Genomic DNA, 13,102 nt, shown 5'->3' with positions numbered 1-13,102 from the left:
TTATATACTTAAGAATATAACGATTGCCACAGGGTTTTCCCAGCCTTAAATCGTACCGCTTAATGAGTAAATGAGTGTGATGCTAAAGATAATATCGGCGTGGAAGAGGCAAACTTGAGAGCAAAACGCCCGGACAAGCCGGGCGTTTTAACGGGAATTAATGCTGTTTTTTAGGCTGCTTTCTGTGTCCAATGTTGGAAAACACGTTGAACACTTCACCCAGGCCGTAGATTGCACCGAGGATGATAGCCATCACCACTGGTACCATGATCACGGCGAACACCAGACTTTTCAACAACTCTAACATGGGTTTCTCCAGACAATGTGAATTGCCATATTCTAACCGTTAAAGCGAGAAATACATCCCCTTTTGTGCGGTACAGTTTGCGACTCCCCTGAATTGCGTCACAATACGCTTTTTGCCAGGACACTGTTATGCAGGCCGAAATTCTTCTCACCCTACGTCTTCAGCAAAAACTTTTTGCCGATCCACGCCGTATTGCTCTGCTTAAACAGATAGCGCAAACCGGCTCTATTAGCCAGGGCGCGAAGAATGCGGGGATCAGTTATAAAAGTGCCTGGGATGCCATAAATGAGATGAACGCCCTGAGCGAGCAGATGCTGGTTGAACGCGCCACCGGCGGTAAAGGCGGCGGCGGGGCCCATCTTACGCGCTATGGTCAACGCTTAATTGAGCTTTATGAACTGCTGGGGCAGATCCAGCAAAAAGCCTTTGACGTGCTGAGCCATGACGATGCCCTGCCTCTCGATAGCCTTCTTGCCGCCATTTCACGCTTCTCACTGCAGACCAGCGCCCGCAATCAATGGTTTGGCACCGTTACCGCTCGCGATCGCGATCCTGTCCAGCAGCATGTGGCGATTTTACTCGCTGATGGCACCACGCGGCTGAAGGTGGCTATTACGGCCCAGAGCGGCAAACGCCTGGCTCTGGAGGAAGGAAAGGAGGTGCTGGTGTTGCTAAAAGCACCCTGGGTCAATATCACCCGGGATCCGACAGACGCGCTTCAGGCCGATAATCAGCTTCAGGGCGTCGTCACCCATATTGACCGGGGTGATGAACAGTGCGAAGTGCTGATGGCGCTGCCCGATGGTCAGACCCTTTGCGCCACGCTGCCTCACGCCCAGGCAGTGAATCTAGAGGAAGGTACTGAGGTGACCGCATATTTTAATGCTGACCGGGTGATTATCGCCACGTTGTGCTAAGCGCATTGACATTCGTCTTCCCAATGAGTATCCCTGAGGGTAATTGCTGCACAAAACGGGATACATCATGTCATCATTGCAAATTTCGCAAGGCACGTTTCGTCTTAGCGATACACGTAAACTTACGCTTGCCGATTTCACGCTTAACGCTGGCGAAAGCTGGGCTTTTGTTGGCAGTAACGGCAGCGGTAAATCTGCGCTGGCACGCGCACTGGCAGGCGAGCTGACGCAGCTGCAAGGCGAGAGACGTTCTACCTTTACCCGTCTGACACGTCTCTCCTTCGAACAGTTGCAAAAGTTGGTCAGTGACGAGTGGCAGCGTAACAATACCGATCTCCTCAGCCCCGGCGAAGAGGATACCGGCCGCACCACTGCCGAGATTATTCAGGATGAGGTCAAAGACGAGGCGCGCTGCCGCCTGCTGGCCGAGCAATTTGGGATAACGGCGCTTCTGGAACGCCGCTTCAAATACCTCTCCACGGGCGAAACCCGCAAGACCCTTCTCTGTCAGGCCCTGATGGCCGAGCCGGAACTGTTGATTCTGGATGAACCCTTTGACGGCCTGGACGTGAAATCACGCGAACAGCTTGCCCTTCTGCTGGCCTCGCTGAATCAGCAGGGGTACACCATCGTGCTGGTGCTCAATCGCTTTGATGAAATCCCGGCCTTTGTGCAATTTGCGGGCGTGCTGGCCGATTGCACCCTGACCGACGTCGGCGCGAAAGCCGAGCTTCTGCAACAGGCCCTTATTGCCCAGCTGGCACACAGTGAGAATCTGAACAACCTGACACTGCCCGAGCCGGACGCCCCTGCAGCCCGCCAGGAGCTGGCGCACGATCGACCACGCATTGTGCTCAATCACGGCGTCGTCTCTTATAACGACCGCCCTATCCTCAACGACCTCAGCTGGACGGTAAACCCCGGTGAACACTGGCAGATAACCGGGCCAAACGGTGCCGGTAAATCAACCCTGCTCAGCCTGATTACCGGCGATCATCCGCAGGGCTACAGTAACGATCTCACCCTGTTTGGCCGCCGCCGCGGTAGCGGTGAAACCATCTGGGATATCAAAAAGCATATCGGCTATGTCAGCAGCAGCCTGCATCTGGATTACCGCGTCAGCACCACGGTGCGCAACGTGATTCTGTCGGGTTATTTTGACTCTATTGGCATTTATCAGGCGGTATCTGACAGGCAGCACAAGCTGGCGCAGTCATGGCTCGATATTCTTGGTATGAATAACCGGGTGGCGGATGCCCCGTTCAGCAGCCTCTCCTGGGGGCAGCAGCGGCTGGCGTTGATTGTCCGCGCGCTGGTTAAACACCCTACCTTGCTGGTTCTGGATGAACCCTTACAGGGGCTGGATCCGCTGAACCGCCAGTTAATTCGCCGCTTTGTCGATATCCTGATCAGCGAAGGGGAAACGCAGTTGCTGTTTGTTTCTCATCATGCGGAAGATGCACCCTCCTGTATTACTCACAGGCTGGAGTTTGTGCCGGATGGCGAGAGCTATCGCTACGCCATTGGTCCGGTCTGACCCCCTCTTCAAGGGGGCACTGCCCCCTGCTTTTTCAGATAACCTGCATCAATACAAACCTATCTTATTGATTTACAATCGTCTGAACGACAGCAGAACGGTGAAAACGCAGCAGTGTAAACGATTCCACTATTTTATCCCATGTCACACTTTTTGCGTCTCTGTTATGCTATGTTTATTACATATCATAAGCCTAATGGAGCGATATATGCGAGTTCTGGTAACAGGTGGTAGCGGTTACATAGGAAGTCATACCTGTGTACAACTGCTGCAAAACGGCCACGATGTCATCATCCTCGATAATCTGTGCAACAGTAAGCGCAGCGTGCTGCCCGTGATTGAGCATCTGGGTGGCAAACAGCCCTCCTTCGTGGAAGGTGATATCCGCAACGAAGCGCTGATGACCGAAATTCTTCACGATCACGCCATCGATACGGTGATCCATTTTGCCGGCCTGAAAGCGGTGGGTGAATCCGTGTCAAAGCCGCTGGAGTATTACGATAACAACGTCAACGGCACTCTGCGCCTGGTTTCAGCCATGCGCGCTGCCGGCGTGAAGAACTTTATCTTTAGCTCCTCTGCTACCGTTTACGGCGACCAGCCAAAAATTCCTTACGTTGAAAGCTTCCCTACGGGTACACCGCAAAGCCCGTATGGCAAAAGCAAGCTGATGGTGGAGCAGATCCTCACTGACCTGCAGAAAGCACAGCCGGAGTGGAGCATCGCCCTATTGCGCTATTTCAACCCGGTCGGCGCCCATCCGTCTGGAGATATGGGTGAAGATCCGCAGGGTATTCCAAATAACCTGATGCCATATATCGCGCAGGTTGCCGTAGGTCGTCGCGATTCGCTGGCGGTGTTTGGTAATGACTACCCTACCCCGGACGGAACCGGCGTGCGTGATTACATCCACGTCATGGATCTGGCCGATGGCCACGTTGCTGCCATGCAGCAGCTTGCCGGAAAACCGGGCGTACATATCTACAACCTCGGTGCGGGTGTGGGCAGCAGCGTGCTGGACGTGGTTAACGCCTTCAGCAATGCCTGTGGCAAACCGGTGAACTACCATTTCGCCCCACGGCGCGAAGGCGATTTGCCAGCCTACTGGGCAGACGCGACTAAAGCAGATAAAGAGCTTAACTGGCGTGTTTCTCGCACGCTTGATGAAATGGCACAGGATACCTGGCGCTGGCAGTCTCGCCACCCCCAGGGGTATCCAGACTAAGGATCTGTCATGACCCAATTTAATCCCGTCGATCATCCGCATCGTCGCTTTAACCCGTTAACCGGGCAATGGATTCTGGTTTCCCCGCATCGCGCCAAGCGCCCCTGGCAGGGGGCGCAAGAAACCCCTGCCAAACAGACGCTGCCGCAGCACGACCCGGACTGTTTCTTGTGTCCGGGCAATACTCGCGTGACGGGCGATAAAAACCCTGATTACACCGGCACTTACGTTTTCACGAACGACTTTGCCGCCCTGATGACTGATACACCGGACGCGCCGCAGAGTGACGACCCGCTGCTGCGCTGTGAAAGTGCACGCGGTACCAGCCGGGTGATCTGTTTTTCCCCCGATCACAGCAAAACGCTGCCCGAACTCAGCGTAGAGGCCCTGTCTGAGGTCGTCAAAACCTGGCAGGCGCAGACCGCCGAGCTGGGTCAGACGTATCCCTGGGTACAGGTCTTTGAAAATAAAGGTGCGGCGATGGGTTGCTCCAATCCCCATCCGCACGGTCAGGTGTGGGCGAATAGCTTCCTGCCTAACGAGGTTGAACGCGAAGATCGCCTGCAGAAAACCTATTATTCAGAGCAGAACAGCCCAATGCTGCTGGACTATGTTCAGCGCGAACTGGCCGACGGCAGCCGTACCGTTGTGGAAACCGAACACTGGCTGGCAGTGGTGCCTTACTGGGCAGCATGGCCATTCGAAACCCTGCTGCTGCCTAAGACGCACGTCCTGCGCATTACCGAACTCAGTGAGGAACAACGCAGCGATTTAGCGCTGGCGCTGAAAAAACTGACCAGCCGTTACGATAACCTGTTCCAGTGCTCTTTCCCGTACTCCATGGGCTGGCACGGCGCACCTTTCAACGGCGAAGAGAACGCGCACTGGCAACTGCACGCCCATTTCTATCCGCCACTGCTGCGCTCGGCAACCGTGCGCAAATTTATGGTGGGTTATGAGATGCTGGCGGAAACCCAGCGTGACCTGACAGCAGAACAGGCCGCAGAACGCCTGCGTGCAGTGAGTGATGTCCATTTTCGCGAATCTGGAGAATAACAATGAGTCTGAAAGAGAACACCCAAGCCCTGTTTGCTGAAAAATTTGGCTATCCGGCCACTCACGTCATCCAGGCTCCGGGCCGCGTAAACCTGATCGGTGAGCATACCGACTACAACGACGGTTTTGTCTTGCCCTGCGCCATCGATTACCAGACGGTAATCAGCTGTGCAAAACGTGATGACCAGAAAGTGCGTGTTATTGCGGCCGATTACGATAATCAGAGCGATGAGTTTTCCCTCGATGCGCCGATTGTGGCGCATCCGGACCAGCAGTGGTCTAACTATGTTCGTGGCGTAGTGAAACACCTGCAAAAACGTAACAAGGACTTCGCCGGTGCCGACCTGGTGATCAGCGGTAATGTGCCTCAGGGTGCCGGTCTTAGCTCCTCGGCCTCTCTGGAGGTCGCAGTAGGTACTGTTTTCCAGCAGCTTTACCATCTGCCGCTGGACGGGGCGCAAATTGCCCTGAACGGCCAGGAAGCAGAGAACCAGTTCGTAGGCTGCAACTGCGGCATTATGGATCAATTGATCTCTGCGCTAGGTAAAAAGGATCATGCCCTGCTGATCGATTGCCGCTCGCTGGGAACCAAAGCCGTTCCCCTACCAAAAGGCGCGGCGGTGGTGATTATCAACAGTAATTTCAAACGCACTCTGGTGGGCAGCGAATACAACACCCGACGCGAGCAGTGTGAAACCGGCGCTCGCTTCTTCCAGCAGTCCGCGCTGCGTGATGTCTCCCTGGAAGAGTTCAACAAAGTGGCGCACGAACTGGATCCGGTGGTCGCGAAACGTGTACGTCACGTGCTTACCGAGAACGCCCGCACCGTTGAAGCGGCCTCCGCATTGGCCGAGGGTGACCTGAAACGTATGGGTGAGCTAATGGCGGAATCGCATGCCTCAATGCGTGACGACTTTGAGATCACTGTTCCACAAATTGACACCCTGGTGGAGATTGTTAAATCTGCTATCGGCGAACAGGGCGGTGTACGTATGACCGGCGGCGGCTTCGGCGGCTGTATCGTAGCGCTGGTACCTGAAGCCTTAGTGCCTGCGGTGCAAAAAGCGGTTGAAGAGCAGTACGAAGCCAAAACCGGTATCAAAGAGACCTTTTATGTCTGTAATGCCTCACAAGGAGCGGGCCAGTGCTAAATGAAACCCCCACCCTCGCCCCGGATGGACTGCCGTACCGCCTGATCACCCTGCGTAACAACGCAGGTATGGTGGTAACGCTGATGGACTGGGGCGCCACCTTACTGTCAGCGCGCGTTCGCATGTCTGACGGCTGCGTACGTGAAACCCTGCTGGGATGCGCGTCACCGGAGCAATATATTACCCAGAACGCCTATCTTGGCGCCTCGGTAGGCCGTTACGCGAACCGTATTGCTAAAAGCAGCTTCGAGCTGGACGGCGTGCGCTATGCGTTGCTGCCAAGCCAAGGAGAGAACCAACTCCATGGCGGCCCGGAGGGCTTCGACAAACGACGCTGGCGCATTGTGCAGCAAAACGACGCGGAAGCCATCTTTGCCCTGGATTCCATTGACGGCGATCAGGGCTTCCCAGGAAATCTCTCTGCCAGCGCCCATTTCCGCCTGACAGAAGATAACCGCATTGCCATTGAGTACAGCGCCTCGGTCGATAAACCCTGCCCGGTGAATCTGACTAACCACGCTTACTTCAACCTCGATGGCGATCAGAGCGATGTGCGTCATCACACGCTCCAGCTGCTGGCTGATACCTATCTGCCGGTGGATGAGATGGGCATTCCGCAAGAAGGATTAAAATCCGTCGCGGGCACCAGCTTCGATTTCCGTGATGCAAAGGTTATCGCTCAGGATTTCCTCAGCGATGACCATCAGCGTAAGGTTAAAGGCTACGATCACGCTTTCCTGTTGCAGGCGCAGGGCGACGTCACGCAACCTGCCGCTCACCTCTGGTCGCAAGATAAAAAGCTGCAGATGACGGTTTATACCTCCACCCCTGCCCTGCAGTTCTACTCCGGTAATTACCTGGCGGGTACGCCGGCGCGTGAACACGGCGAATACAGCGACTGGCAGGGCCTGGCGCTGGAGAGCGAACTGTTACCCGACAGTCCGAACCACCCCGAATGGCCGCAGCCAGACTGCGTATTACGCCCTGGCCAAACCTGGCGTAGCCTGACGGAATATCAGTTTATCGCCCACTGATTCTGGCCCTCCTGACGGAGGGCTTTTTTTTGCCCATTTTGCTGAAAATAGCGCCACTTGCCGACAAAATCATAACCCTCAATTCACAAGCAGCTTACACTGAGAGACTATTTTCGCTATGGTTAGGGTTAAGGATTGCCGCTGACATGAACACGGCAATATAATGAGAATTGTTATCATTCAATTAATGCTCGTGAGGAGTGAAATATGGCTGTAACTAAGCTGGTTCTGGTGCGTCACGGCGAAAGCCAGTGGAACAACGAAAACCGCTTCACCGGTTGGTATGATGTGGACCTGTCTGAGAAAGGCGTTGGCGAAGCAAAAGCGGCCGGTAAACTGCTGAAAGACGAAGGCTTTAGCTTCGATTTTGCTTATACCTCTGTGCTGAAACGTGCCATCCATACCCTGTGGAACGTTCTGGATGAACTGGACCAGGCATGGCTGCCGGTTGAGAAATCCTGGAAGCTGAACGAGCGTCACTACGGTGCGCTGCAGGGTCTGAACAAAGCAGAAACCGCTGAGAAATACGGTGACGAGCAGGTTAAACAGTGGCGCCGCGGCTTTGCTGTGACCCCGCCAGAGCTGACCAAAGACGATGAGCGTTTCCCAGGCCATGACCCGCGCTATGCGAAACTGACCGATGCAGAGCTGCCAACCACCGAAAGCCTGGCGCTGACCATCGATCGTGTTGTGCCTTACTGGAACGAAACCATTCTGCCACGCCTGAAGAGCGGTGAGCGCGTCATTATTGCCGCTCACGGTAACTCTCTGCGTGCGCTGGTGAAATATCTGGATGACATGGGCGAAGATGAGATCCTCGAACTGAACATCCCAACGGGCGTACCGCTGGTGTATGAGTTCGACGAAAACTTCAAGCCTATCAAACATTACTATCTGGGCAACGCTGACGAAATCGCGGCAAAAGCAGCGGCAGTGGCGAACCAGGGTAAAGCGAAATAAGTTTCGCCAGACGTAAAAAAAGCGCGGAGCATTCCGCGCTTTTTTATTGGCGCTGACGGCTTAGCCACGGCGCGCTTTCACTGCATTCGCCAGTTGACGCAGGATGGTGTCGGTGTCTTCCCAGCCGATGCAGGCGTCGGTAACGCTTTTACCGTAGACCAGCGGTTCGCTGCTTTCGAGGTTCTGATTCCCCTCCACCAGGTGGCTTTCAATCATCACGCCAATGACCGCGTTTTCGCCGCCGGCGATCTGCTGGCACACATCTGCCCCCACTTCCATCTGCTTCTTAAACTGCTTGCTGGAGTTGGCATGGCTGAAATCAATCATTACCTGTGCAGGCAGACCTGCTTTTTCCAGACCGGCTTTCACCTCCGCCACGTGTTTGGCACTGTAGTTCGGCTCTTTACCGCCACGCAGAATGATATGGCAATCGCCATTACCGCTGGTGTTGACGATGGCCGAGTGGCCCCATTTGGTCACAGACAGGAAACAGTGCGGTGCCCCGGCAGCGTTGATGGCGTCGATCGCCACTTTAATGGTGCCGTCGGTACCGTTTTTGAAGCCAACCGGGCAAGAGAGACCGGAGGCCAATTCACGGTGCACCTGAGACTCGGTGGTGCGGGCGCCAATGGCACCCCAGCTCATAAGATCGGCCATGTACTGAGGGGTGATCATGTCCAGGAACTCACCCGCCGCAGGCAATCCGCTGTCATTGATATCCAGCAATAACTTACGGGCTATACGCAGGCCGTCGTTAATCTGGAAGCTGTTATCCATATGCGGATCGTTAATCAGCCCCTTCCAGCCCACGGTGGTACGCGGTTTTTCGAAGTAGACGCGCATGACGATTTCCAGTTCATCCTTTAACTCCTCCCGCAGCGTCAGCAGGCGAGCTGCATACTCTTTCGCTGCCACCGGATCGTGAATGGAACAGGGTCCGATAACCACCAGCAGGCGATCGTCGTTACCTTTCAGGATTTTATGGATCGCTTTACGCGCGTGCGAAACGGTATTGGCAGCATTTTCAGTGGCGGGAAACTTCTCCAGAAGCGCTACAGGGGGCAGTAACTCATTGATCTCTTTAATACGTAAATCGTCATTCTGATAATTCATTTTCTTTCCGCTAGACATATTTTTGGTATTGAATGCAATCCCTTCAATCTATCCCGGCTGTGGTGAAGTGTAAACACGCTTTTACACTACGCACAGATAAATCCTGGAATTTACTAAAAAAACGCCACAATCTAGCGAAAAATGAGATCTGCCCTAGACTTTTTAATTGTAAACACTCTCTTGAAGAGATTTTGCAAAATTCCATACTGACCTAAATAGTGATGTTGGAATCTTTCACCATTAATTCGAATCTTTATTTCGCGAATGCACTGTTGGAAGAAGTTATCCAGCAAATAACGACCAGAACAGGAGCAGCACTATGAAAATGACTAAACTGGCAACCTTATTCCTGACAGCAACCCTGACAATGGCAAGCGGTGCAGCGCTTGCAGCGGATAGCGCTTCAGATGGCGGTAATGGCCAGGCAAACGCCGCCGCTGAAGCAGGACAGGTTGCCCCTGATGCTCATCAGAATATTGCGCCAAATAATGTTGATAACAGCAACATTAATACGGGCAATACTAACACCGGCGCTAGCGGCACTATGTCTCACTCCAACAGCAATAGTACTTCCGCGACTGGCGAGCATATGAGTAAAGATGAAGTGCACAAAAACTCAATGTGTAAAGATGGCAAATGTCCGGACACCAACACGAAAGTTGAACCGAACATGAGTACTGAGGAACGTAAAACCGACGGTACTTCGCAGTAATAGATAGCCGGCGGCGCAAAAAGGAGAGCGAAAGCTCTCCTTTTTTGTGCCACTTTTTTGGGCATCATGTTAAAAACTTTACACTTCCCGGATTAAAGTAACAGGACATATTTCATGGCGCACGCCCACTCTCACGCTCCAAAGGACGATAACGCTAAACGACTCATGCTGGCGTTCGGAGTCACTGCCACCTTTATGGTTATTGAGGTGATTGGTGGGCTGGTTTCTGGCTCGCTGGCGCTGCTGGCGGATGCAGGCCATATGCTCACCGATGCCGCCGCGTTGCTGTTTGCACTGCTGGCAGTCCAGTTTTCCCATAAGCCTGCTGGCAAAGGACGGACTTTCGGCTGGTTGCGCCTGACGACGCTCGCTGCGTTCGTCAATGCGCTGGCGCTGGTGGGCATTACCGCACTTATCGTCTGGGAGGCAATCCAGCGCTTTTATCACCCGCAACCGGTCGCCGGCGCGACGATGATGGGAGTGGCAGTGGCCGGTTTGGTGGCCAATATTCTGGCGTTCTGGATCCTGCATCGCGGTAGCGCAGAAAAAAATCTTAACGTTCGCGCGGCGGCGTTGCACGTACTGGGCGATCTGCTGGGTTCGGTTGGGGCGATTCTGGCGGCGCTGATAATTCTGTGGACGGGCTGGACGCCAATAGATCCTATCCTCTCGGTGCTGGTCTCCTGCCTGGTGTTGCGTAGCGCCTGGCAACTGTTAAAAGAGAGCGTAAATGAACTGCTGGAAGGCGCGCCAGCCTCGCTGGATATCGCTGCACTGAAGCGCAACCTGTGCCGCTCCATCCCGGAGGTGAGAAATGTGCACCATGTGCATGTGTGGATGGTGGGTGAGAAACCAATTATGACCCTGCACGTGCAGGTTATTCCCCCGCACGATCATGATGCGTTGCTGGAACGCATTCAGCACTTCCTTGAAGAGCATTACCAGATATCACACGCCACCATCCAGATGGAGTACCGCCCCTGTAGCGGACCGGAATGCCGCCTCAATGAGGCGCAGACCGGTCATGAGCATCATCACCACCATTAATGAGAAAGCGCGCGAGAACCCCGTTTACGTGCGCTGTTCATCCACATACGGCTGCCATTCAGGGCAATGAAGGTGAGGATCAGGTACTCCAGCGACATGGCGTAGACCCCCTGCAGGGCGAAAATCACTACGCTGATAATGTTAATGATGACCCACAAGAGCCAGTTTTCGACATATTTGCGGGTCATCAGGATCATGGCCACGATCGACAACACCATCATGCAGGAGTCCCAGAACGGGAAAGCATCCGGCTGAAGCTCAGGCATAGAGACATTCAGGCCGATGCTGCTCATTACCGATACGGCTACGCGGGTGAGGAAACCAAACACCGGATCGATCCAGACCGTCATCAGACCAATCGCCACCACGCAGGCCGCAAGCCAGGCAAGGGCTTTTGGCAAGGGCAACCAGCGGATCTGCAGTTCCGCCTGCTGCTGGCTGTTTTGCCGGGACCAGGCATACCAGCCATAGATATTGGCAGCAAAGAAAAAGAGCTGCAGTAGCAGGCTGGCATAGAGCTGAATTTGAAAGAAGATGATGGCAAAGAGTGTGACGTTAACCAGCCCAAACGCGTAGTTAACAATCTTCTCCAGACTGGCCAGCCAGATGCAAAGCAGACCAGCAATGGTGCCTACCGCCTCAATCCATGACAAATCGTAGCCGCCAGCCCCAATCGGTATATGTACCAGAATGTTTTGCGTGCTAAAAAAGTCCATCTTTTCCCCTGAGCGTATCGTTATGAATTTAATGCTTAAGGACGAAGTGTAGCCGCAAAATCCAGCATGCGGTTAAGCGGCTTCAGCGCGCCTTCACGCAGCGCAGCATCAACATGAATCTCATGTGCCGCGCCACCTGATTCCAGCCCCTCTGCAATGGCTTTCAGCCCGTTCATGGCCATCCATGGACAGTGAGCGCAACTGCGACACGTCGCCCCTTCTCCGGCGGTAGGCGCTTCGAACAGCACTTTTTCCGGTACCGCCTGCTGCATCTTATAAAAGATCCCACGATCGGTTGCCACAATAAGTTGTTGCTGTGGCAATGTTTTTGCTGCAGCAATCAACTGGCTGGTAGAGCCTACCGCATCAGCCATATCTACGATGGCCTGGGGTGATTCCGGGTGTACCAGGATAGCCGCCTGGGGATAGAGGGCCTTCATACGTCCCAGCGCCTGCGTTTTGAACTCGTCATGCACAATGCAGGCCCCCTGCCAGCAGAGCACATCGGCCCCGGTCTGTTTCTGTACATAATTGCCCAGATGCCGGTCCGGTGCCCAGATGATTTTCTCGCCCAGGCTGTCGAGGTGTTCAATCAGTTCAACGGCAATGCTTGAGGTGACGACCCAGTCAGCTCGCGCCTTAACCGCAGCAGAGGTATTGGCATAGACCACCACTGTCCTGTCCGGATGGGCATCGCAAAAGGCCGTAAATTCATCGATTGGGCAGCCTAAATCGAGCGAACATTCCGCCTGTAGGGTCGGCATGAGAATGGTTTTTTCGGGGCTTAATATTTTTGCAGTTTCACCCATAAAGCGCACGCCCGCTACCAGTAGCGTGGATGCGGAATGTTTGGCTCCAAAACGCGCCATCTCAAGTGAGTCTGAAATACAGCCGCCGGTCTCTTCCGCCAGTTGCTGGATTTCAGGGTCGGTATAATAGTGTGCGACCATCACCGCATCACGCTCTTTCAGCAGACGCTTGATTTTCTCACGGTAAAACTGTTTTTCGTCCAGCGTCAGCGGGGCAGGCTTAGGCGGAAAAGGATAGATTGCGGCTTCTGGATCAAACATCACGCTCATTATGGCTTCTCGTTTTACTGGCTTAACAATTTTGCCTCTGATATGCGTGTGAAAGCGAAGGAGAGACAATTTCGTTTTGTATACTAAACAAGATAGCGAAATTGAGAATAAAAGTCACCGTCAACGGTGCGCGTTATTGATAAATGGGAAACCCTGCCAGGCGCATTTTAAAGAAGAAGGCGTTATGGAATAGCAGATAGCAAAAAGGCGCCTTTAGGGCGCCTTTTTACATGGGTGGGTCGTGCAGG

13 protein-coding genes are annotated in these 13,102 nt (G+C 53.9%); 9 read left to right on the top strand and 4 right to left on the bottom strand.

From position 1 onward, the window contains the following. Nucleotides 1-157: 157 nt before the first annotated feature. Nucleotides 158-307, bottom strand: a complete 150-nt coding sequence (locus tag JZ655_RS06050) for an AcrZ family multidrug efflux pump-associated protein (RefSeq protein ID WP_040076505.1) — start codon at nucleotides 305-307, stop codon at nucleotides 158-160. 128 nt (nucleotides 308-435) lie between these two features. On the opposite strand from JZ655_RS06050, the gene modE reads away from it, so the two are divergent. From modE to gpmA, 7 genes are all read left to right on the top strand, one after another. Next, a complete protein-coding gene (modE, locus tag JZ655_RS06045; RefSeq protein ID WP_046886960.1) occupies nucleotides 436-1,224 on the top strand; it encodes a molybdenum-dependent transcriptional regulator in 789 nt (262 codons plus the stop codon). A gap of 67 nt (nucleotides 1,225-1,291) precedes the next feature. Next, nucleotides 1,292-2,761 carry a molybdate ABC transporter ATP-binding protein ModF gene (modF, locus tag JZ655_RS06040; protein WP_207293254.1) on the top strand — a complete coding sequence of 490 codons (1,470 nt, stop codon included), beginning with the start codon at nucleotides 1,292-1,294 and terminating at the stop codon, nucleotides 2,759-2,761. A 208-nt stretch (nucleotides 2,762-2,969) separates the two neighbouring features. Then, the gene (gene galE / locus JZ655_RS06035; RefSeq protein ID WP_207293253.1) at nucleotides 2,970-3,986 is read left to right on the top strand and encodes a UDP-glucose 4-epimerase GalE; all 1,017 of its coding nucleotides are present in this window, start codon (nucleotides 2,970-2,972) and stop codon (nucleotides 3,984-3,986) included. A 9-nt stretch (nucleotides 3,987-3,995) separates the two neighbouring features. Beyond that, on the top strand, nucleotides 3,996-5,042 hold the full coding sequence (gene galT / locus JZ655_RS06030; RefSeq protein ID WP_040076509.1) for a galactose-1-phosphate uridylyltransferase: 1,047 nt from the start codon (nucleotides 3,996-3,998) through the stop codon (nucleotides 5,040-5,042). 2 nt (nucleotides 5,043-5,044) lie between these two features. Continuing rightward, nucleotides 5,045-6,193, top strand: a complete 1,149-nt coding sequence (gene galK / locus JZ655_RS06025) for a galactokinase (RefSeq protein WP_207293252.1) — start codon at nucleotides 5,045-5,047, stop codon at nucleotides 6,191-6,193. After that, a complete protein-coding gene (gene galM / locus JZ655_RS06020; protein WP_207293251.1) occupies nucleotides 6,187-7,227 on the top strand; it encodes a galactose-1-epimerase in 1,041 nt (346 codons plus the stop codon). Before galK ends, galM begins: the two co-directional genes overlap by 7 nt. 207 nt (nucleotides 7,228-7,434) lie before the next feature. Continuing rightward, the gene (gene gpmA, locus JZ655_RS06015; protein WP_207293250.1) at nucleotides 7,435-8,187 is read left to right on the top strand and encodes a 2,3-diphosphoglycerate-dependent phosphoglycerate mutase; all 753 of its coding nucleotides are present in this window, start codon (nucleotides 7,435-7,437) and stop codon (nucleotides 8,185-8,187) included. 60 nt (nucleotides 8,188-8,247) lie between these two features. Here gpmA and aroG read toward each other — a convergent pair whose 3' ends face one another. Beyond that, entirely contained in the window at nucleotides 8,248-9,300 is a 1,053-nt protein-coding gene (gene aroG / locus JZ655_RS06010; RefSeq protein WP_040076513.1) for a 3-deoxy-7-phosphoheptulonate synthase AroG, read from the bottom strand. 319 nt (nucleotides 9,301-9,619) lie between these two features. Between aroG and JZ655_RS06005 the strand changes: the two genes are divergently transcribed. After that, complete coding sequence (locus JZ655_RS06005) at nucleotides 9,620-10,012, top strand: YbgS-like family protein (protein WP_046886966.1); 393 nt, start codon at nucleotides 9,620-9,622, stop codon at nucleotides 10,010-10,012. A gap of 114 nt (nucleotides 10,013-10,126) precedes the next feature. Then, nucleotides 10,127-11,059, top strand: a complete 933-nt coding sequence (gene zitB / locus JZ655_RS06000; RefSeq protein ID WP_207293249.1) for a CDF family zinc transporter ZitB — start codon at nucleotides 10,127-10,129, stop codon at nucleotides 11,057-11,059. Here the strand turns inward: zitB and pnuC are convergent. Further along, nucleotides 11,056-11,775 (bottom strand): nicotinamide riboside transporter PnuC, encoded by a 720-nt coding sequence (pnuC, locus tag JZ655_RS05995; protein ID WP_046886968.1) that lies wholly within the window; start codon nucleotides 11,773-11,775, stop codon nucleotides 11,056-11,058. The genes zitB and pnuC overlap by 4 nt on opposite strands. 35 nt (nucleotides 11,776-11,810) lie before the next feature. Beyond that, nucleotides 11,811-12,854, bottom strand: coding sequence for a quinolinate synthase NadA (nadA, locus tag JZ655_RS05990; protein WP_046886969.1), 1,044 nt, complete (start codon nucleotides 12,852-12,854; stop codon nucleotides 11,811-11,813). Nucleotides 12,855-13,102 lie beyond the last annotated feature (248 nt).

It is taken from the genome of Leclercia pneumoniae, from assembly GCF_017348915.1.
Classification (GTDB): Bacteria; Pseudomonadota; Gammaproteobacteria; order Enterobacterales; family Enterobacteriaceae; genus Enterobacter; species Enterobacter pneumoniae.
The sequence above is the reverse complement of the archived record's forward strand: the minus strand, read 5'-3'. Positions and strand labels throughout refer to the sequence as shown.